The 20,068-nt window shown below is 63.3% G+C and carries 17 protein-coding genes; 4 read left to right on the top strand and 13 right to left on the bottom strand.

The window, feature by feature from the left end; all coding sequences use genetic code 11:
- Positions 1 to 119 precede the first annotated feature (119 nt).
- Together nhaC and KGR00_RS01615 are read right to left on the bottom strand one after the other, a co-directional pair.
- Positions 120 to 1,586 carry a Na+/H+ antiporter NhaC gene (gene nhaC, locus KGR00_RS01620; protein WP_224417932.1) on the bottom strand — a complete coding sequence of 489 codons (1,467 nt, stop codon included), beginning with the start codon at positions 1,584 to 1,586 and terminating at the stop codon, positions 120 to 122.
- A 97-nt stretch (positions 1,587 to 1,683) separates the two neighbouring features.
- The gene (locus KGR00_RS01615) at positions 1,684 to 3,177 is read right to left on the bottom strand and encodes an aldehyde dehydrogenase family protein (RefSeq protein WP_224417933.1); all 1,494 of its coding nucleotides are present in this window, start codon (positions 3,175 to 3,177) and stop codon (positions 1,684 to 1,686) included.
- Between the two features lie 122 nt (positions 3,178 to 3,299).
- Between KGR00_RS01615 and KGR00_RS01610 the strand changes: the two genes are divergently transcribed.
- The 3 genes from KGR00_RS01610 to KGR00_RS01600 all read left to right on the top strand — a co-directional run bounded on the left by KGR00_RS01610 (position 3,300) and on the right by KGR00_RS01600 (position 7,091).
- On the top strand, positions 3,300 to 4,244 hold the full coding sequence (locus tag KGR00_RS01610; protein WP_224417934.1) for a LysR family transcriptional regulator: 945 nt from the start codon (positions 3,300 to 3,302) through the stop codon (positions 4,242 to 4,244).
- Between the two features lie 159 nt (positions 4,245 to 4,403).
- Positions 4,404 to 5,657 carry an aspartate aminotransferase family protein gene (locus tag KGR00_RS01605; RefSeq protein ID WP_224417935.1) on the top strand — a complete coding sequence of 418 codons (1,254 nt, stop codon included), beginning with the start codon at positions 4,404 to 4,406 and terminating at the stop codon, positions 5,655 to 5,657.
- Positions 5,658 to 5,729: 72 nt separating this feature from the next.
- Entirely contained in the window at positions 5,730 to 7,091 is a 1,362-nt protein-coding gene (locus tag KGR00_RS01600) for a VOC family protein (RefSeq protein WP_224417936.1), read from the top strand.
- 47 nt (positions 7,092 to 7,138) lie between these two features.
- Here KGR00_RS01600 and KGR00_RS01595 read toward each other — a convergent pair whose 3' ends face one another.
- The 11 genes from KGR00_RS01595 to KGR00_RS01545 form a co-directional block, all read right to left on the bottom strand.
- A complete protein-coding gene (locus tag KGR00_RS01595; protein WP_224417937.1) occupies positions 7,139 to 8,422 on the bottom strand; it encodes a D-amino acid dehydrogenase in 1,284 nt (427 codons plus the stop codon).
- Positions 8,423 to 8,514: 92 nt separating this feature from the next.
- Positions 8,515 to 9,465: an ornithine cyclodeaminase family protein gene (locus tag KGR00_RS01590; RefSeq protein WP_224417938.1), complete on the bottom strand. Its 951-nt coding sequence runs from the start codon at positions 9,463 to 9,465 to the stop codon at positions 8,515 to 8,517.
- Between the two features lie 424 nt (positions 9,466 to 9,889).
- Positions 9,890 to 10,519 (bottom strand): short chain dehydrogenase, encoded by a 630-nt coding sequence (locus KGR00_RS01585; protein ID WP_224417939.1) that lies wholly within the window; start codon positions 10,517 to 10,519, stop codon positions 9,890 to 9,892.
- Complete coding sequence (locus tag KGR00_RS01580) at positions 10,516 to 11,229, bottom strand: GntR family transcriptional regulator (protein WP_224417940.1); 714 nt, start codon at positions 11,227 to 11,229, stop codon at positions 10,516 to 10,518. The genes KGR00_RS01585 and KGR00_RS01580 overlap by 4 nt, the downstream gene beginning before the upstream one ends.
- Positions 11,230 to 11,290: 61 nt before the next feature.
- Positions 11,291 to 12,310, bottom strand: coding sequence for a proline racemase family protein (locus KGR00_RS01575; RefSeq protein WP_224417941.1), 1,020 nt, complete (start codon positions 12,308 to 12,310; stop codon positions 11,291 to 11,293).
- Between the two features lie 65 nt (positions 12,311 to 12,375).
- Entirely contained in the window at positions 12,376 to 13,857 is a 1,482-nt protein-coding gene (locus tag KGR00_RS01570; protein WP_224417942.1) for an aldehyde dehydrogenase family protein, read from the bottom strand.
- 24 nt (positions 13,858 to 13,881) lie between these two features.
- Positions 13,882 to 15,129, bottom strand: coding sequence for an FAD-dependent oxidoreductase (locus tag KGR00_RS01565; RefSeq protein WP_224417943.1), 1,248 nt, complete (start codon positions 15,127 to 15,129; stop codon positions 13,882 to 13,884).
- A gap of 66 nt (positions 15,130 to 15,195) precedes the next feature.
- Positions 15,196 to 16,068, bottom strand: a complete 873-nt coding sequence (gene dapA / locus KGR00_RS01560; protein ID WP_224417944.1) for a 4-hydroxy-tetrahydrodipicolinate synthase — start codon at positions 16,066 to 16,068, stop codon at positions 15,196 to 15,198.
- Between the two features lie 64 nt (positions 16,069 to 16,132).
- Positions 16,133 to 16,795, bottom strand: a complete 663-nt coding sequence (locus KGR00_RS01555) for an amino acid ABC transporter permease (protein ID WP_224417945.1) — start codon at positions 16,793 to 16,795, stop codon at positions 16,133 to 16,135.
- Between the two features lie 10 nt (positions 16,796 to 16,805).
- Positions 16,806 to 17,477 (bottom strand): amino acid ABC transporter permease, encoded by a 672-nt coding sequence (locus tag KGR00_RS01550; RefSeq protein ID WP_224417946.1) that lies wholly within the window; start codon positions 17,475 to 17,477, stop codon positions 16,806 to 16,808.
- An 11-nt stretch (positions 17,478 to 17,488) separates the two neighbouring features.
- A complete protein-coding gene (locus KGR00_RS01545) occupies positions 17,489 to 18,310 on the bottom strand; it encodes an amino acid ABC transporter ATP-binding protein (RefSeq protein WP_224417947.1) in 822 nt (273 codons plus the stop codon).
- Positions 18,311 to 18,937: 627 nt separating this feature from the next.
- Here KGR00_RS01545 and KGR00_RS01540 point away from each other — a divergent pair.
- Entirely contained in the window at positions 18,938 to 19,765 is an 828-nt protein-coding gene (locus KGR00_RS01540; RefSeq protein ID WP_224417948.1) for a transporter substrate-binding domain-containing protein, read from the top strand.
- Positions 19,766 to 20,068: the final 303 nt, after the last annotated feature.

Genomic DNA, 20,068 nt, shown 5'->3' with positions numbered 1-20,068 from the left:
GTGCCGGACGGGCCTCTCGGTCAGGGCGTCAGCCCGGTTCAGGAATGCCGGGTACTACCGGCCGGCCACTGTCACGCCGATCACATCGCGTGGGATGGCGTCTCGATCACGCCGCGCGCTCAGGCGCCACCTGCCCGCGTCGCGCCCCCGGGCACGGCGCCGGTCCAGCCAGCCTCAGTCGCCGCGTGTGCCGGCGCCGATTCACGCGGAACGAAGCGACCGAGCAGCGCCCACAGCAGGCCGAACAGCGGCGACAGCCAGCAGGCAAAGGCGAACGGCGCATAGAGCAGCGTGGGCACGCCGGTGGTGGCGGCGACGAAACTCCCGCCCATGTTCCAGGGGATCAGCGGCGACAGCAGCGTGCCGTTGTCTTCGATGGTGCGCGACAGCACCGAGGTGCGGTAGCCCATCTGCTGGTACTGCCCGTGCAGCAGCCGCCCCGGCAGCACCAGGGTGGTATAGACGTCGCCGACCACGGTTCCCACCGACGCGGTGGTGACCGAACTGGTCAGCACCATGCTGAAGCGTCCGCGCATCAGTTTGGCCAGGTGCATCATGATCGCGTCGATGGTGCCGTAGGCCTCGAGCATCCCGGTGAAACCGAGTGCGAACAGCGTCAGCGTCACCACCCAGGTCATCGACATCGCCCCGCCCTTGGAGAGCAGCGTATCCATCGCCTCGTTGCCGGTTTCCGCGACATAACCGTTCTGCATCACGTCGAACACCGCCTGCACGTCGCTACCCTGCAGCAGGATCGCGGCCACACCGCCGAGCGCGGCACCGCCGAAGATGGTGGGGAACGGCGGCAGTCTGGCCATCGACAGCGAGATCACCACCACCGGCGGAATCAGCGTGACCCAGCTCAGGGTGAAATGCTCGGCCAGCGTCCGACGCAGCGTGTCGATACTGCCGGCTTCGACCAGTTGATCGGCGTAGCCGGCACCCAGCCAGGCATAGGCCAGCAGCGCCAGCGTCATCGCCGGCACCGTGGTCGCCATCATGCTCTTGATATGGGTCCACAGGTCGGTCTCGCAGACCGCCGGGGTGAGATTGGTGGTATCGGAGAGCGGTGACATCTTGTCGCCGAAGAAAGCCCCCGAGACCAGCGCCCCCGCGGTCAGATAGACCGGGATCCCCAGTCCCTGGCCGATGCCCATCAGCGCCAGGCCGACGGTGCCCACCGTGCCCCAGGAAGTCCCCACGGCGAGCGAGATCAGCGAGCTGATCAGACAGGTGGCGACCAGGAACCAGCCCGGCGAGACCAGGTTGATGCCGTAGTAGATCAGCGTCGGCACCGTCCCCGAGAGAATCCAGGTACCGATCAGCATGCCCACCGCGAGCAGGATCAGGATCGCCGGCAGGCCGAGCTTGATCACCTTGAGCATCGACGCCTCCATGCGCGTCCACGCGATACCGCGCAGGCGCGCGAAGAAGGCGCAGATCAGGATGCCAAAGGCGAGCGGAATATGCGGCGTGAAATCGCCGAAAACGAAGAACTGCGTCATCAGCAGCGCCACGGTGAGCAGTAGCGGTGCCAGGGCCATGGGCAGGCTGGGAATGGCGCCCACACGAACGTTGTCACTCATCGACCTTCTCCCGGAGTTGTTATTGGCGCGCGGATCGGGGATCGCGTTTTAGACGTACTGGAAGGAACGCCGGAGCGCGACGCGCTCCGGCGTGTCATCAGTCGAACTTGATGCCCTGGGCCAGCGGCAGTTCGCGGGAGTAGTTGACGGTGTTGGTCTGGCGGCGCATGTAGCTCTTCCAGACGTCGGAGCCGGACTCTCGGCCGCCGCCAGTCTCCTTCTCGCCACCGAAGGCGCCGCCGATCTCGGCGCCGCTCGGCCCGATGTTGACGTTGGCGATGCCGCAGTCGCTGCCGATGTCGGAGACGAAGGTTTCCGCCTCGCGCACGTCGGTGGTGAACACGCACGAAGAGAGCCCCTGGGGCACGTCGTTCTGCAGCGCCAGTGCCTCGTCGAAGTCGTGATAGCCAATCACGTAGAGGATCGGGGCGAAGGTCTCGTTCTTGACCAGTTCGTCCTGGGCGTCGACCTCGACGATGGCCGGGGAGACGTAATAGGCGTCGGGATGGGTATCGGCCAGCTGGCGTTCGCCGCCGAACACCCGGGCGCCCTGCTCGCGGGCCTTGCCGAGCACTGACTGCATCTGATCGAAGGCCTGGGCGTCGATCAGCGGCCCCACCAGATTGCCCTTCATCGGATCGCCGATGCTGACGTTGGCATAGGCCTTCTTGACCCGCTCGACCACCTCGTCGCGCACCGATTCGTGAACGATCAGGCGGCGCAGGGTGGTGCAGCGCTGGCCGGCGGTGCCCACCGCCGAGAACAGAATGGCGCGCACGGCCATGTCCAGGTCGGCGCTGGGCGCCAGGATCATGGCGTTGTTGCCACCCAGTTCGAGAATGCTGCGGCCGAAGCGCGCGGCGACCCGCGGCGCGACCTCGCGGCCCATGCGGGTGCTGCCGGTGGCGCTGATCAGCGGTACCCGCGGGTCGTCGGTGAGGACTTCGCCGGCCTCGCGTTCGCCGATGACCACCTGACTGAGATCCGCCGGCGCCTCGTCGCCGAATTCGCTCATCGCCCGCTCGAGCAGTGCCTGACAGGCCAGTGCACACAGCGGGGTCTTTTCGGAGGGCTTCCACAACAGGCTGTTGCCGCACACCAGCGCCAACGCGGCGTTCCAGGCCCAGGGCGCGACCGGGAAGTTGAAGGCGGTGATCAGGCCGATCGGCCCCAGCGGATGCCAGCTCTCGCGCATGTGGTGGCCGGGGCGCTCGGAGGCGATGGTCAGGCCGTAGAGCTGGCGGGACTGGCCGACGGCGAGATCGCAGATATCGATCATCTCCTGCACTTCGCCGAGGCCTTCCTGGTAAATCTTGCCGCACTCCAGGGTCACCAGGGTGCCGAGGTCTTCCTTGTGGCGACGCAGTTGCTCACCGAACAGCCGCACCAGTTCGCCACGGCGCGGCGCGGGCACCCGCCGCCAGGCCTCGAAGGCCGTCTGGGCGCGATCGATGCGCTGCTGGACCTGCTCGCCGCTCTCCCGGTGAACCCGACCGATCTCGGCGCCATCGGTGGGCGAGTACACGCCGTAATCGCCGCCGCGGTACAGGGACTCGGCCACGCCGAGGCGCTGCATGATGGTGTCGATCATTCTTCCTCCTACTGCTGAACGGGGGTGAGGGAAATCACCAGCAGTATCGTCACGCCACTTGACCTGCCTCAAACGACGTTTTATACCGACATCATTCCTTTTTTTCTTGTCAGGAGGGCCGCATGGGCCGTCGTCACCTGCCGACTCTCACCGCCATGCAGTGCTTCGAGGCCGCGGCCCGCCATCTGAGCTTCACCCGCGCCGCCGACGAACTGAGCCTGACCCAGAGCGCAGTGAGCAAGCAGGTCGCCCAACTCGAGTCGATTCTCGAGCACCCGCTGTTCCGGCGTGTGCGCAAGCGCCTTCAGGTCACCCCGGAGGGCTCGCTCTACCTCACCGAGGTCCGCAAGATTCTCGCCCAGGTCGAGATGTCGACCCGCTACATGCAGTCCTACGGCGGCCAGAGCGAAGTCCTCCACGTCACCACCCTGCCCACCTTCGGCGCGCGCTGGCTGATCCCGCGCCTCAACGGCTTCCGCTTCCGCCACCCCAACGTCTATCTCGATATCAGTAACCGGGTGGAGCCCTTCGACCTCGAAGCCGAGCGCGTCGACGTGGCCTTCTTCTTCGGTCATGGCGCCTGGCCCCGAGCCGAGTGCATCAAGCTGCTCGACGAACGGGTGGTCGCCGTCTGCGCGCCCGCCTTGGTGCCCGCCGAAGGGCTCGACGATCCGCTCGACCTGACCCGGCTGGTCCTGCTGCAGAGCGCGACACGCCCCGAGGCCTGGCACGACTGGTTCGAGGCCCAGGGCTGCTACACCACGCACAGCTATCACGGTCCGCGCTTCGATACCTTCTACATGGCCATGCAGGCGGCCCGCGCCGGCTGCGGCGTCGCGCTGGTCCCGCGCTTTCTGGCCGAGGAGGAGCTACGCGCCGGCCAGCTGGTGGTCCCCTGGTCATTCTCGATGCTCAGCCGCAGCGCCTATTACCTCGCCTATCCCGAGCACAAGGGTGACGTCGGCAAGGTCAGGGGCTTCATCGACTGGATACTCGAACACGTCGACGGCCCGGAACTCTCGGCACGCCCACCCCGTCCTGCCATTCCATCGGCGAATGAGCTCTGAAGGCGCCCTTCATGCTGATGTGCCGGCCCGGGGTCCCACACCGCGAGATTCAGTCTTTTTTGGAATGCACTGGCCAGTTTTTTTCGTTTGAAGCGCGACGCCGGCGTCTGCTTTGATCGATGCACCCCTCGCCCTCCGCTGAATCGACAGGACTCCGGCATGACCTTCCCTTACGTCAGTGACTCGCTCGGTATCGTTCATCCTCTGTGCCTCGAACGCGGCCGCAATGCCGAGGTCTGGGACGAGGACGGCCATCGTTACATCGACTTCGTCGGCGGTATCGGCGTGCTCAACCTGGGACACGGTCATCCGGCCGTGGTCGAGGCCGTCAAGGCGCAGGTCGATACCCTGATGCACAGCGCCTTCAATGCCGTGCCTCACCGCGGTTACCTGGCGGTCGCCGAGGCACTCGCTGCCTTCGTGCCGGTGTCCTATCCGCTGACCTGCATGCTCACCAACAGCGGCGCCGAGGCCACCGAGAACGCCCTCAAGGTGGCCCGCGCCCGGACCGGGCGCCAGGCGGTGATCGCCTTCGACGACGGCTTCCACGGGCGCACCCTGGCCGCGCTCAACCTCAACGGCAAGGTCAAGCCCTACAAGAACCGGCTCGGCGCGCTGCCGGGCCCGGTACACCACCTGCCGTTCCCGAGCCGCGACGGCGGCGTCGACGCTGACACCGCCCTGGCCGCTCTCGAACGACTCTTCGAGGTCGAGTTGCCGGCCGACGAGGTCGCCGCGATCATCGTCGAGCCGGTCCAGGGCGAAGGCGGCTTCCGGCTACTCGATGGCGACTTCGCCGCCCGCCTGCGCACACTGTGCGATACTCATGGCATCGTGCTGATCGTCGACGAGATCCAGTCCGGATTCGGCCGCACCGGGCGGCGTTTCGCCTTCTCGCACCTGGCGATCGAGCCCGACCTGCTGCTGATGGGCAAGAGCATGGCCGCCGGCCTGCCGCTGGCTGCGGTCGCCGGCAAGGCCGAGATCATGAACGCCCTGCCCAAGGGCGGGCTGGGCGGCACCTATTCCGGCAACCCGGTGGCCTGCGCCGCGGCGCAGGCGGTGATGACGCTGATGAGCGAGGCGAACCTCGCCCGCTGGGGCGAACATCAGGAGCGGGCGATCGTCGCGGCCTATCACGACTGGCAGACCGCCGGGCGCTTTCCCATGCTCGGCCGGCTGACCGGCATCGGCTGCATGCGTGGCATCGTCTTCGAGGACACCGCCAACGCCACCGGCGGCGAGCATCTCACGGCGTTGCTGGCCGCCGGTCGCGAGCACGGCGTGCTGCTGATGCCCTGCGGGCGCAAGCGCAACGTCCTGCGCCTTCTGCCCCCGCTGACCATCGAGCCCGAGCGGCTCGATGACGGACTGACGCGCCTGGAGCGGGCAATGCAGACGCTGCAGCCGTGATCGTTCCGGCGTCGACCTCGCGTCTCACGGCAGCTTTCGTACAACACCAACCATCACGGAGAGAGCCCGATCATGACTCAGCCCCACCTACCCAGCGACGAGATTCGCGACCGCTTCTCGAAAGCCATGTCGGCCATGTACCAGAGCGAAGTGCCCCAGTACGCGACGCTGCTCGAGCTGGTCGAACAGGTAAACCGCGAGACGCTCGAGCGGGATAGCGCCCTCGCCGAGCGTCTGGCGGCCCACGACGAGCTCCACCGGCTGGGTGTCGAGCGCCACGGCGCCATTCGCGTCGGCAGCGCCGACGAACTCGCCATGCTGCGCCGCCTGTTCGCGGTGATGGGCATGTATCCGGTGGGCTATTACGATCTCTCCGAGGCCGGTGTGCCGGTCCACGCCACGGCCTTCCGCCCGGTGGACGACGCCGCCCTGGCCCGTAACCCCTTCCGCCTGTTCACCTCGCTGCTGCGCCTGGAACTGATCGACGACCCGGCGCTGCGCGAGCGCGCCGCGGCGATCCTCGAAGAGCGCGACATCTTCACCCCGGGCGTGCGCGAACTGATCGCGCGTCACGAGCAGCAGGGCGGCCTGGATGAGGCGCAGGCGGAGCGTTTCGTCGCCGAGGCGCTGGAGACGTTCCGCTGGCACAAGGACGCCACCGTCGATCTCGACACCTATCAGGCGCTGCACGAGGAGCATCGCCTGATCGCCGACGTGGTGTGCTTTCGCGGTCCGCACATCAACCACCTGACCCCACGCACCCTCGACATCGACGAGGTCCAGCGGCGCATGCCCCAGGCGGGCATGAACCCCAAGGCGGTGATCGAGGGGCCGCCCCGCCGCACTTGCCCGATCCTGTTGCGCCAGACCAGTTTCAAGGCGCTGGAGGAAACGATCCGCTTCGCCGGCGAGCGCCAGGGCTCGCATACCGCCCGCTTCGGCGAGATCGAACAGCGCGGCATGGCCTTGACCGCCGAGGGCCGCGCCCTCTATGACCGGCTGCTCGGCGAGTCGCGCCAGCGCACGGCAGGGCTCGACGACAACGCGGCGCACCAGCGCGAGCTGGCCGAGGTCTTCGCCGCCTTCCCGGATGACGAGGCAGAACTGCGCCGCCGGGAGCTGGCGTTCTTCGAGTACCGCCCCACTCAGGCCGGCCGGGACGCCGCGCCGGTGGATACCGACGACCGCGAGGCCCTGCTCGAGCGCGGCCTGATCACCGCGCGGCCGATCACCTACGAGGACTTCCTGCCGGTGAGCGCGGCGGGCATCTTCCGCTCCAACCTCGGCGATGGCACGCACGAGGGCTATACCGGCAACGCCAATCGCGAGGCCTTCGAGGCGGCACTGGGTGCCCCGGTCACCGACGAGCTGGCGCTGTATGCCGAGCGCGAGAAAACCTCCTGGCGCGCCACCCGGGACGCCCTGGGGCGCTGACGCCCGCCACCGGCGACATCGCGATCAGCGATCGGTTGAAGGAACGCTTATTGGCCGAACCGTCGTGGATGGAACGCCGCGACATCCAGCGCCAGGGAGTCATCATCGACCAGTTGCGCGATCAATTGCGCGCTACCGGCCGAGAGCGTCCAGCCGAAGGTGCCGTGGCCGGTGTTGAAATACAGGTTGTCGAGCCGCGCCCGGCCGATGATCGGCGGGCCGTCGGGGGTCATCGGCCGAAAGCCGGTCCAGGATTCGGCCCGCTCGAGATCGGCGGCGCCGGGAAAGCGCGAGGACACCGCCTCCCGGATGGTCGCCAGGCGCGACTCGGGAATCCACCGGTCGAACTCGGCCAGCTCGACGAAGCCGGTGGCACGCAGGCGGTTCCCCAGGCGGGTCGCCACGACCTTGTAGCGATCGTCGATCACCGTCGAGCGCGGCGCCCGGGCGGGGTCCAGGAGCGGCGCCGTCAGCGAATAGCCCTTGACCGGATAGATCGGCAACCTGACGCCGACCGCCTCGGCGAGCCCCGGGGAGGCGCAACCGGCGGCGATCACCAGGGCGTCCACCGAGAGGTCTTCGCCGCCGTCCGCCGCGTCCACGCCGGTGGGAGCGAGTCGCAATGCCTGAACCACGCCACGCGCGCGGACGATCTCTCCGACCTCGGTGGCATAGCGGAAGGTCACGTCGAGCCGCCGGCACTCGTCGGCCAGCGCTTGGGTGAAACGCTGGCAGTCCCCGGTGCCGTCACCGGGCAGCCGTAACGCCCCGACCAGCGGAGCATCGCCGCCCATCCCCGGCTCGACCTCGGCCAGTGCCTCGGGGGTCAGCCACTGATGATCGATCGCCATCTCCTCGAGCAGGCCCATGGTGGCCTTGAGACTCTCGGCGGTGGCTGGGTCGCTGGCCAGATCGATCAGTCCACCGTGCGAGCCGTCGAAAGCCAGCCCCCGGTGTTCCTCGAGTTCGAGAAAACATTGCCGGCTGTAAGCCCCCAGGCGCAGCATCGCGCGCTTGTTGGCCTCGAAGACGCCCGGCGCATTGGCGAAGCGCCAGGTCGCCGCCAGGAAACGCAGGGTCCAGGGCGTCGGCGGTATTCGCATCTTGAGCGGGCCGCGGGGCTTGATCAGCCAGGGCAATGCCTTCTTGATCATCGCCGGCGAGGCCCAAGGATAGACGTAACCGTAGGAGCGTTGCCCGGCGTTGCCCCGACTGGTTTCGAGTCCGGCGGCGTCGAGCCGTTCGATCACGGTGACCCGATGGCCACGGCTAGCCAGCGCATGGGCGGTCGTCACGCCCACCACCCCCGCACCGATGATGCCGATATGCATGGTCCGCTCTCCGTCGAGGCCGCCACCGAGCGACGATCAAGTCGCGTAGCCGGCAGCCGCGTTCATGCCAGTGATAGCCGGCCTGGGGCGTGTCAGGACGCATCCCGCTGATCGGCCAGCCGCTCCCAGACCTCGATCGCCGCGGCCAGGTCCTCGAGCGAGGCGCCGACCGACTTGAACACAGTGATCGCCCGCGCGTCACCGCGCCCCGATCGCTCGCCGCGCAGCAATTCGGCAAGGTCGCCGCGAATCGATTCGAACGTGAAGGCCCCCTCCTCGATCGCCTGGTGGATATCCCCCGCCTCCCCCCGAGCGCCGGCGTAGGTATCCACGAAGACCTCGCCGCGCGTCAGGCAGGCGGCGTCGCTCTCGCGCATGGTCGGCCGGAAGGCGCCGACCAGGTCGAGGTGCGCCCCGGGCTTGAGCCATTCGCCATGGATCAGAGGGTCGCTGGCCAGGGTCGCGCAGCTGACGATATCGGCCTCGCCCACCGCCGAGGCCAGATCCTCGACCGCCGCGCAGTCGAAACGCCCGGCGTATTCCTCGGCCAGTCCGGCGGCCTTGGCCGGATTACGCCCCCAGACACGCACGCGCTTGATGGGGCGTACCGCGGCATGGGCCTCGATCAGCATCGGCGCCAGCTTGCCGGTGCCGACGACGAGCAACGATTCGGCGTCCGCGCGGGCCAACCGGCGACAGGCCAGTGCCGACGCCGCCGCGGTCCGCCGGCGCGTCAGCTCGCTGCCCTCGATGCAGGCCAGGGGGCGGCCATGCTCGCCCTCGCAGAGCAGATAGACCCCGGCGATCGCCGGCAGTCCTTGGTCGGCATTCTGCGGGAAGACATTGACCATCTTCATGCCGATGTAGCCGCCCTTCTCCCAGGCCGGCATCAGCAGCATGGTGGCCTCGCCGTCGCTGCGCGGGATGGCGTGATGATGGCGCGGCGGCGACTCGATGCCCTCGACGAAACAGCGCTCCAGACGATCGACCAGCGGTACCCAGGGCAACGCCCCGGCCACGTCCTCCGCGGTAATCATGCGCATGTCGGCCCTCCTCCTGAGCGGATGTCACCATGCTTCCGGCGCTGCATGCCGGCCTGGCCAGCCGAATCTCGACGCAGGCACGCACCGCAGGATTGAGAAAGCCGAAGCCGCCGACAGGCGTCGGTAGCAGAACGATTGCGTAGGGTCATGCGGAATTCCTTGCCTGGCTCGTTGTTGTCACGCGCCTCGACAGCGCGTTGCCCTTCAGACTAGCCAATCAGGGCGTCCGTGGCATGCCCTCTCCACTGGCCTTGAGCGGGTATGTTCGGCCCCGCGGAGTGATGGCCTGGCAGACCCCGAAACAGCGCCACATGCCGGTGGACAGGGCGACTCTCTGCGTAGCCGGCCTCGACCGGCCCGACTCGCAAGCGGGCCGGTTTTCGACGCCCGATGGGCGCGCCCATGGCGCATCGGCTGAGGCCATTCACCAGACCTTGAGGATTTCGCCGGTCACCAGCGACTCGACGCTGCGGCTGTAGGCCAGGGCGACATCGGCCGCTTCCACTGGCTTGAAGCCACGAAAGAACGGACCGTACTTGCCCAGGGACTGTCGTAACACGCTGGGGCTGACGCTATTGATGCGGATACCCCGCGGCATCTCCATGGCGGCCGCCTTGACGAAGGCATCGAGAGCGCCGTTGACCATGCTGGGAGAAACACTGCCAGGTACCGGATGTTCGTTGAGGATGCCTGTGGTCAAGGTGATGGAACCGCCATCGTTGAGTTCATCCCTGGCGACCTGGGCGACATTGACCTGGCCCATCAGCTTGTTCTCGATCCCCAGCAAATGACGGGAGTGGTTCAACTCGGCCGGTTCGAGCTCGGTGAAGGGAGCAAAGGTCGCCTTGCCCAGCGTCATGATCACCGCATCCAGCGGTCTCAACTGCTCGAAGGCCTGCCTGATCGAGGCCACATCCGTGATATCGATCTGGATGTCACCACTCTTCGTGCCGGCCGAGATGACCTCGTGGCGCTCGGAGAGGTGCTCCTTGACGGCACTGCCGATCGTGCCGCTTGCCCCGATAAGCAGAATCTTCAGACGCTTGTCACTCATTCTGTCGTCTCCGTTTCCTGATCGATCCAATCGAGGGAAAGCTCGCTGGAATGGCTCTTGCTCAGATAGTCGATGAAGCGTTTACGAAATAGCTCGGTATGCTCGTGCGCGGCCTTTTCGGCCCAGTCGGCATCACCAGCCGTGATCGCCTGGATGATGTCTTCGTGATCGTTGCCGATCTGGCGATCCATGTCGCTGACGATGAAACTCAGTTGTAGATGAATCAGGCGCTGCCCTTCGTCGAGTAGCGTCTCGTAGTACTGAGTGAAATAGGGATTCCCGGCCGCCAGGGAGATTCTCAGGTGAAACTCCTTGTTCTTTTCCGACATCAGGCAGAAATCGGATTGTTCCACGGCCGCCATGTATTCCTGATTCTTGGCATGGATGGCTTCCAGATCGGACGCGGTCCGCTGCCCTGCCGCAAGCCGTGTGACGGCACGCTGAACCAGATCCAGCGCGTCGATATAGCGAGGCAGTTGATCGAACTCGATGGGTTTGACGATGGCGCTGCGATTGCTCAACACGGTGACCAGCCCTTCGCTCATGAGCCGAGCCAAGGCGTCCCGTACGGGCGACCGGGATAGATTGAAATGTTCCGCCAGCGACACCTCATCGAGAGGACTACCGGGTTTGATCTCCAGTGTCAGGATGCGCCGTCGCAGGGTCTCGTAGATATAGCGGCCTCCGTGCCGCTTTGCTGTGCCAGCCATAGTCGTCTCCTGCTAGCCTCGAAAAGGGGGCTCTACACTGACACCCGGCTGTACAGGGCGCTTACCCGGCGCCCCAGGTGTCAGACAATGTAAAGCCGTCGGACAAGGGATCACTCGGATCGACCCCGAGCTGGTGGAAACCATAGACCCAGGCGCGGCCCGTCACCGTCGGCAAGGCCGCCGGCCGGCCGGCGATTTCACCGATATCGCGTAGCCCGATCTGGAACTCGCCGCCGATGATCGATCGCGAGACCAGCGTATCACCCTTCTCGACGAGCCCACGGGCCACCAGCGTTGCCAGATTGGCAGCACTCCCCGTGCCGCAGGGGGAGCGATCGACCCGCCCCGGCGGAAGCGTGGTGCACGTCTGGTAGGTCTTGTCGGCCACCCGATGCCGGAACATGACGTAGGCTACGCCGCGAATCGACTCCAGTTCGGGGTGTTGCACGTCGATTTCACGATTGACGACCTTCTTGATCGCCGCCCCCAGTTGGGCGAGGCGGTGAGCGTTCTCGGGAATGATCTCCACGTCGATCTGGTCGACATCGACCAGCGCATAGAAGACGCCGCCGAAGGCGATGTCCAGCGTGATGCGCCCTACCCCGGGGACATCGACTTCCCGGTCGAGGGTGTCGACGAACGCCGGCACCATGTCGAGGCTCACGCTGTTGCACCGGCCGTTTTCACATTGAGCCCGAGCCGTGATCAGCCCGGCGGGCGTGTCGACGCGCACCTGGGTCAATGGCTCGACCATCTCCACCATGCCCAGCTCGAGCAGGGCCGTCACCACGCAGATGCAGTTGCTGCCCGACATGGGATGCGCCTTGTCGGCCTGGAGGATAATCATGCCGGTATCCGCCTCCGGGCGTGTCGCCGGCAATAGCAGATTGACCGACATCTGGAGACAGCCACGCGGCTCCCGGGTCACCAAGCGGCGCAAGGAATCATCCACATCGTTGATGTAGTCCATCTTGTCGAGCATCGTCTTCCCGGGGATGTCGAGCACGCCGCCGGTAATGACCTTGCCCACCTCACCTTCGCAGTGCACGTCGACCAACTGTAGAGCCTTACGCCAACGCATATGTCCCTCCCGGTACGATACCGCTGTCGAGCGGGCCGCTCGGTGGCAACGACCGGCCCGCCGGCTTACTTGATGAACCAGCCCCAGGGCTTGTCGCTGATGTAACGGGTGATCTGCTTGGTCTCGAAGTAGTTCTCGTAACCCCACTCACCCAGTTCACGGCCGATACCGCTCTTCTTGTACCCGCCCCAGGGCGCTTCCACAAAGGTGGGCTGCGAGCAGTTGATCCAGATGATGCCCGCACGCAGCGCGCGGGCGACCCGTTCGCAACGCTCGAGATCCTTGGACATGACGGCGCCGGCCAGGCCGTACTCGGAATCGTTGGCCACACGCACGGCCTCGTCCTCGGTGGCAAAGCGGCGGATCGCCACCACCGGACCGAAGACCTCTTCCTTCCAAAGATCGCTCTCCTCCGGCACGTCAACGAAGATGGCGGGTTCCAGATAGTAACCCTGGTCGAGCCCGGCCGGGCGCTCGCCCCCGTACAGCAGAGTGGCGCCGGCACGCTTGCCCGCCGCGATGGCTGCGGTCACCTTCTCGTACTGGGCGGCATTGACCAGTGGCCCGAGCAGAACTCCCTGTTCCAGGCCGTTGCCGATCTTCTGCTTGCGGGCCTCCTCGACCAGACGATCGAGCAGTTTCGGATAGAGGTCTTCCTGCACCAGCACGCGAGACGTCGCGGAGCAGACCTCCCCCTTGTTCCAGAAGATACCGAACATCAGCCATTCGACGGCCTCCTCGAGATCACAGTCATCGAAGATGATCAGCGGTGACTTGCCACCGAGCTCCAGACTGATGTTCTTGATGTCCTGGGCGGCCACCTTCATGAGCCGGCTGCCGGTCGGCACGCTGCCGGTAAAGGCGATCTTGTCCACCAGCGGATGTTCGGTGAGCGGTGCCCCCGCTTCGGCCCCGGTTCCGGGCAGGATGTTGACGACCCCGGGGGGGATCTCCGCCTCATCGCAGATAGCCGCCAGTTCCAGCGCGGTCAGCGAGGTGACCTCCGACGGCTTGAGTATCACGGTACAGCCTGCCGCAATGGCCGGGGCGACCTTCCAGGACGCCATCAGCATCGGGAAATTCCATGGCGTGATCGCGGCGACAACGCCCACCGGCTGCTTGATGGCCCTGGAAACGAAGCCGTCATCCGCCAGCGTCACCGGCTTCTCGAGCGCCTCGTCGCCTCGCTCGGCCAGGTCGGCATAGAAGTCGAAGCAACCGGCCGTATCTTCGATGTCCCAGATGGCTTCGGGCAGGGGTTTGCCATTATCCCGGACTTCCAGTTGGGCCAGCTCGTCGATACGCGCCCGGATCCCGTTGGCGACGCGACGCAGATATCCCGCGCGCGCTTCGCCGCTCATCGTCGGCCAAGGCCCATTGTCGAAGGCTGCCCGCGCGGCCCGGACGGCAGCGTCGACATCCTCGACAGTGGCAGAAGCCACCTCCGCGATAAGCCCCTCGTCACTGGGATCAATGGCCGGGAAGGTCTTGCCCAGAACGGGCGCGACCCACTGCCCATCGATGTACAGATTCGTATACGTTGTCATGACGAAACCTTATTTCGAAGCGGTTCAAAAACGGGAAGCCCGGAAGGGGCCCAGGTCCAGGGCAGTTTGCCGGCCCTGCACCATATCGGCGATCAAGCGCGCCGTGGTGGCACCGAGGGTCAAGCCGAGCTGGCCGTGGCCAAACGCCATGTAGACGTTTTCGAGGGCTGGTGACCGGTCGATCACCGGCTTGGTGTCCGGCAGAAAAGGCCGCCATCCAGTGCCGAACTCGACATCGGCGGTATTCATCGAAGGAAACAAGCGCTTGGCCTTTTCCAGAATGATCGCGCAGCGGTCATGATTCGGCTCGGCGTTATCGCCGGCGAACTCGATCGTCCCGCCAATCTGCAGACCACGGCTCATGGGAATGAAGCCGAAGCCCCCATCGGCATAAACCGTGGCATGCCGCAGGTCGAGACCAGCATCGCGCACCACCACCTGATAGCCACCAATGGCCATCAGCGGCACCTTGACACCAAGCATCTTGAAGAACGCCTTGCTGCCATTACCGGCCGCGACCACGACATGGTCAGCGGGAAATGATTCACCATTGTCCAGAACGACCCGCTCGGCCTTGCCTTGACGCGCCCCAATCTCCTGAACCTTGCCCTGCACCCGGCTCCCGCCCTGAGCGAGGAAGCTCCGGGTCAACGCCACCATGAAGCCTTGGGTGTCCTTGACGGTTCGCCAGTCCTCCAGCAACAAGCCGTGTGAGAACTTGCCGGCCAGTACCGGCTCCAGGTCAGCGATCTCCTGGGCACCCAGCGGCTCCACCTTGTAGCCAAGTCGGCGGCGAAGCGCGATGTACTCCTGTTCTTCCTGCAGTCCCGCGGCGTCACCGAAGACTTCCAGTGTCGGCGTAGTACCGAACAGTTGCTTGTCCTCACAGTTATCCAACAGCGGCTGGTAGTCTTCATAGGCCGTGGCCGTGAGGCTGGCCAACTCTTGCGCGATCCGCTCGATACGGGAACGCCGCGCATTGGCCATGAAGCGCAACATCCAGGTCGCCAGCTGTGGAACAGCCGCGGGTCGCAGGGCCAGCGGCCCTTTCTGATCCAGCATCCAACCCGGAATCTTTCTGATGATGCCGGGTTTGGAGAGTGGGATGATTTCACTGACCGCCATCTGCCCACAGCTCCACTTGGCGGTGCTGTCGCCCGGCTCGGCAGGATCCACCAGGGTGACGTGCATGCCCTCCCGCTGCAGGTAAAGGGCACAGCAAATGCCCACGATGCCACCGCCAATGACGACAGTCGATGGAGCCACGCTCATCAGTTGACCTCTCGCAGTAGAGACAGGCACGAACGACTCCTCGCCCGTGCCAGACGACCCTCGGTATCAGACCTGCTCGTAGGCCTTGCGGAACTCGGCCTTCTCGGCATCGCTCAGCGGTTGCAGTGGCATGCGGGCCTTGCCCACCGGGAAGCCATTGAGCTCACAACCGTACTTGATCTTCTGAATGAACTTGCTGGTTTCCAGGCTGTTCATGACCGGAAAGATTCTCTGAGAGATGGTCTTGGCACTCTCGATATCACCAGCCATGAAATCCTTGTAGAACTTGTTGATGCTCTCCGGCATGATGTTGGCCGGCGCGCTGATCCAACTGGTAGCGCCCCACAGGAAATAATCCAGCGCGATATCGTCGGACCCGCAGCACAGATCGATCTTGCCCTTGTACTTGGTACCGATATCGATGGCACGCATCAGCTCACCACTGCTTTCCTTGATGGCGATCACGCGCGGGTCGTCCTGGAGGCCATCCAGTACGCTGTAACCGAGTTCGATGGCGACACGCATCGGATAGTTGTAAAGCACCAGCTCGACATCGGGTACCGCATCCAGAATGGCACGGTAGTGTCCCAGCAACTCCTCGTCGGACGGCACGGAGTAGAACGGCGGCGCGATCAGCACGGCGTCGTAACCCGCGTCACGGTTCTGCTTGACCTGCTCGATGACTTCGCGTGTCGAGGGCGCGTTGGCACCGGCAATCAACATGCCGCGGCCACCGACCACTTCCTTGACGGTCTTCAGGACCTCACGACGTTCCTCGTTGGTCATTGCGTAAGACTCGCCGGTGGAGCCCAGCGGGGCGAAACCGCTGGCCCCCATCTTCAGCTGGTGCTCGAGCAGATCGGCCAAGACCTGATGATTGATCTTGTCGTCGTCATCAAACGGCGTCACGAGAGCGGGAATGATACCTTCGAGCTTCATGGATTTTCTCCTTGTTAATACCTGACAGCGTTGTCATCAACGAAGATCTTATGTAATGAATCGCTTATGTGTAGCGGCTCAACATCTTTTTCTCGAACACGTCAACCAGGCGTGTCAGAGGAAACGCGACGGCAAAGTAAATCACCGCGGCGGCGGACAAGAACTCGACGGGGCGAGCCGTACTGGATGAAATGGTCGAGCTGACGAACATCAGATCGGCAACCCCCACGGACGAAATCAAGGCACTCTCCTTGAAGAGCGACACCACGTTCGACAGCAGCGGAGGAACCGAGCGAAGCAGGGCCTGCGGAAAGACGACATAGATCGACTTGACTCTGAAATTCAGACCCAAGGCGACACAGGCGTCGTACTGCTCACCGGAGATGGATTTGAGCGCACCCCGGAATGTCTCGCTGGTGATGGCCGCCATGAACAAGACCATTGACAGCAATACAGACAGGTACGGGGGGATATCCTGCCCAATCACCAACGGCAGACAAAAGAATATCCAGAACAGTTGTATCAGCATCGGGGTCCCGCGGAAGAACTCCACATACAACCGTGCCGGCCACTTCAGCGCGCGGTTCGGCGCCATCCGGATGAGGCTGACAACGAATCCCAGCAGGGTGCCGATGACCGCCGAGGTCACCGTGAAGAACAGCGTGATCCCCAAGCCATGAAGGAGCACATCCCAGTAGTCGAAGACGCGGAAGAAATCGAAATTCATGATAATTACCTCAGCGTTCCACAGCGGCATCTTGGCGACGCTCGATCATGGTCACCAGTTGCGATATGGGTAATGACATGAGGAAATAGATAACCGCCACCACCGTGTAGACTTCGAGCGGTCGATACGTATCCGTTGCCAGGATTTTTCCCGCGTACATCAGATCCGCCACCGCCACGATGGCGACGAGTGCACTTTGCTGAAGAATGGTGATGCCGTTGGTCATGAGCACCGGGATTGCATTTCTCAAGGCCTGAGGCAAAACGACATAGACCGTCCTGTTCCAGGGCCCCAAACCCAGTGCAACGCACGCATCGAGATGCTCCCTCGGCACTGCCTGGACACCGGCACGATAGGCTTCGGCGTTGAAAGCGATGAGATTCAGCCCCAGGGCGAGCACCCCCATGGTCATAGGGTCCAGGTACACGTTGAAGAGAATGGGAACGCAATAGAAGAACCAGACCACCTGTATCAACACCGGCGTGCAACGAAAAAACTCGATGAACAACTTCGCCGGCGCTCTTAGAATCAAGAATGGACTCAGGGTCATGAGACAAACGATGAAGCCCACCGTCAACCCCAGAGCATTGGCACCCAGGGCAAGCAAAATCGTGGTTTCAAGCCCTTCGAGGAGAGGCCAGAAATTGTTGAAAACCACACTGAAGTCGAAATCATAACTCATGTCGATTTACCTCATTGCAAGTGAAGGACCTTGTTGAGGAAATCCTGAGTACGCTCCTCCTTGGGGCTCGTGAACATGATTCTGGGGTCACACTTCTCCACGACATTCCCGCCTGCCACGAAGACCGCCTCGGTCGCAATCTGCTTGGCGAAGTGCATATCGTGAGTCACGATCATCATCGCCATTTTCTGCTCGGCAAGATCGACCATTACCTTCTGAACTTCCGCGACCATTTCGGGATCCAGGGCCGACGTCACCTCATCAAACAGCATGAGCCTCGGTTCCAGCATGAGTGCGCGGGCGATGGCCACGCGTTGCTTCTGACCACCTGAAAGCTTGCTGGGATAGCTGGATATCTTGTCTTCCATGCCCAGGCGGGCCAGATATTCTCTGGCGCGATCCTCGGCCTCCGACCTGGCCACACCGTGCACCTTGACCGGCGAGAGCGTCAGGTTGCTCAGGACAGAGAGGTGGGGAAAAAGCGTATAATGCTGAAAAACCATGCCTATCTTGTTCCGCACTGACAGGTCGGTATTCGTTCTCCCCTTCTTGTCGACGTTGATATAGGGCGTCGAGTCGAAATGGATTTCACCCTTGTCGATCTTTTCCAGCCCCATCAAGACTCTCAACAGCGTGCTCTTGCCACTGCCACTGGGACCTATGATAACCAGCCTGTCGCCCGGCTCCATCTTGAGATCCATGTCATCCATGACACAAGTATCACCGAATTTCTTACACACCCCTCTAAAATCGACCAAAGGATTCAAGCCAACCTCGGGATTCTCTATACCCGATTTCACGTTTTTCCTGTCGAGTCTTTCCGCCATGTTCATGAGCCTCTCCGACCAACATCTTATTCGTCTAATATCGGATATTTTTCGTAACCTTCTGATTTCACCAGCGGCCTCGATAAGCCCCGGTGAAACTGAGAAACCAGCCTTTGCGCCAGCGCGCTACGAAACTGCTGCTACTTGTTCTTGGAGTTCCTTCAGGGGTCTACCCGTTGTGTGCAAATCTGCATACAAATGTAGGCACCACCTTCAACAGGTGTCAAGAGATCCCCTGAAAAAGCTCTCCCAAAGCGGAAAATGCTGGCCTATTATTTTATAAGTATTTGAAATAAAAGGAATTATACGAAGAAATTCGAATCATGACCATCGACGAAACACCCCCTCCACCTGTCTGGGGCAGCGCCCCATGAGGCGTCACTCGACGAAAGTTCAAGCCAGAAAAGCGATCATTGGTCGGCACAGACAAGCGTGAGACCGGCTCCCGAGCCGCTAGACACTCAGCAGGGAATTATTGACTTTCCAGAATCGGAATCCTACGTTGTATGCAGGTCTGCATACCTAGAATAATGTGACCTGAAATCCCCCAGGCAAGAAGGTGAACTCACTCGACCTTTGTCTAACGACATTCTTAATCCTCATTAACAGTCATAAAAAATAAGGACTTATGAAATGATCAACCTCAAGAATCTCTGCTCGTTTGCCACGGCATGCTGTGTGGCCTCTCTCGGTTTAGCCACGACCTCCACGGCTTTCGCCGCCGACAGTACCTGGGAGGCCGTCAAGGATTCGGGAGAGTTGCGGTGCGGTGCCGCCATCGCGGCTCCCTATGTCATGAAAGACCCCAGGACCAACGACTACAGCGGCTTCTTCGTCGAGATGTGCCGGGAATTCGCTGATCATCTCGGTGTGGAGGCCACTTTCGTCGATACCAACTGGGACAACCTCGTAGCAGGCGTCCAGAGTCATCGCTGGGATCTCGGGATGGCACTCAACGAGACACCGCAACGCGCCAAAGCCATCCAATTTTCGGAGCCCGTCTCTCTCTACCAAGTGTCCTTCCTCTACAACAAGGACAACCCAAAGTTGTCGGGCGACATAGACTCCCTGGACGACATCGATAAGCCGGACATCACCATTGCGGTCATGTCAGGCACAGTGCAGGACAAGACGGTTACCCAGAGTACCGACAAGGCCAAGATCATGCGCCTGCCCGGCATGGACGAGACACGCCTGGCAGTCATGTCCCACCGCGCCGACGTCTTGGCCGACGCCAACGATACCAACCTGCTCTTTCAGCATGCCAACCCCGATTGGGCCAAGGTCATGACGCCCACGCCCCCCTTGGCTAGCCAAGGAGTTGCCTTCGGTGTCAACAAGTCGACACCGGAAGCGGATATGCAGGAGCTGAACGAATTCATCGCTCAGAAGAAAGAGTCGGGAGAAATCCAGAAAATGATCGACGAGGCCGCACAGACCGCAGTCGAGCAGATGGATTAGAACGCCTTTCACAACTGGTAGGCAAAGTGGGCTTCTCCGGCGGCAGGGCGTCGCGAGGGTGCTGTAAACCCCTCCTGGGCGCTACCTCTGCTATCTGACCGCCATGGATGGCGGGAATGCCGGAATGGAAAGGAGCATTTTCCGGCCATGACAAAGGCCCCTCGCTTTGCCCTGCCCCCGGCGCCCATCATCAGAGAGTTTGGAAATGAGCTATTAGGCCTTGCCCGAACAGTCGACGCGCGAAGGCGACATCGGGGCGCGACACCCAGGCCGCAACCGGTCAAGCGCGGGCCGGGCGGGCGC

The organism is Modicisalibacter sp. MOD 31.J, assembly GCF_020147985.1.
Lineage (GTDB): Bacteria > Pseudomonadota > Gammaproteobacteria > Pseudomonadales > Halomonadaceae > Modicisalibacter > Modicisalibacter coralii.
Note: the sequence above shows the minus strand (reverse complement) of the source record. Positions and strands in the feature narration are given on the sequence as shown.

Bases quoted from the DNA above. Each gene is read 5' to 3' on its own strand.
- nhaC (WP_224417932.1), bottom strand. From the start codon at position 1,586: ATGAGTGACAACGTTCGTGTGGGCGCCATTCCCAGCCTGCCCATGGCC.
- KGR00_RS01615 (WP_224417933.1), bottom strand. From the start codon at position 3,177: ATGATCGACACCATCATGCAGCGCCTCGGCGTGGCCGAGTCCCTGTAC.
- KGR00_RS01610 (WP_224417934.1), top strand. From the start codon at position 3,300: ATGGGCCGTCGTCACCTGCCGACTCTCACCGCCATGCAGTGCTTCGAG.
- KGR00_RS01605 (WP_224417935.1), top strand. From the start codon at position 4,404: ATGACCTTCCCTTACGTCAGTGACTCGCTCGGTATCGTTCATCCTCTG.
- KGR00_RS01600 (WP_224417936.1), top strand. From the start codon at position 5,730: ATGACTCAGCCCCACCTACCCAGCGACGAGATTCGCGACCGCTTCTCG.
- KGR00_RS01595 (WP_224417937.1), bottom strand. From the start codon at position 8,422: ATGCATATCGGCATCATCGGTGCGGGGGTGGTGGGCGTGACGACCGCC.
- KGR00_RS01590 (WP_224417938.1), bottom strand. From the start codon at position 9,465: ATGCGCATGATTACCGCGGAGGACGTGGCCGGGGCGTTGCCCTGGGTA.
- KGR00_RS01585 (WP_224417939.1), bottom strand. From the start codon at position 10,519: ATGAGTGACAAGCGTCTGAAGATTCTGCTTATCGGGGCAAGCGGCACG.
- KGR00_RS01580 (WP_224417940.1), bottom strand. From the start codon at position 11,229: ATGGCTGGCACAGCAAAGCGGCACGGAGGCCGCTATATCTACGAGACC.
- KGR00_RS01575 (WP_224417941.1), bottom strand. From the start codon at position 12,310: ATGCGTTGGCGTAAGGCTCTACAGTTGGTCGACGTGCACTGCGAAGGT.
- KGR00_RS01570 (WP_224417942.1), bottom strand. From the start codon at position 13,857: ATGACAACGTATACGAATCTGTACATCGATGGGCAGTGGGTCGCGCCC.
- KGR00_RS01565 (WP_224417943.1), bottom strand. From the start codon at position 15,129: ATGAGCGTGGCTCCATCGACTGTCGTCATTGGCGGTGGCATCGTGGGC.
- dapA (WP_224417944.1), bottom strand. From the start codon at position 16,068: ATGAAGCTCGAAGGTATCATTCCCGCTCTCGTGACGCCGTTTGATGAC.
- KGR00_RS01555 (WP_224417945.1), bottom strand. From the start codon at position 16,795: ATGAATTTCGATTTCTTCCGCGTCTTCGACTACTGGGATGTGCTCCTT.
- KGR00_RS01550 (WP_224417946.1), bottom strand. From the start codon at position 17,477: ATGAGTTATGATTTCGACTTCAGTGTGGTTTTCAACAATTTCTGGCCT.
- KGR00_RS01545 (WP_224417947.1), bottom strand. From the start codon at position 18,310: ATGAACATGGCGGAAAGACTCGACAGGAAAAACGTGAAATCGGGTATA.
- KGR00_RS01540 (WP_224417948.1), top strand. From the start codon at position 18,938: ATGATCAACCTCAAGAATCTCTGCTCGTTTGCCACGGCATGCTGTGTG.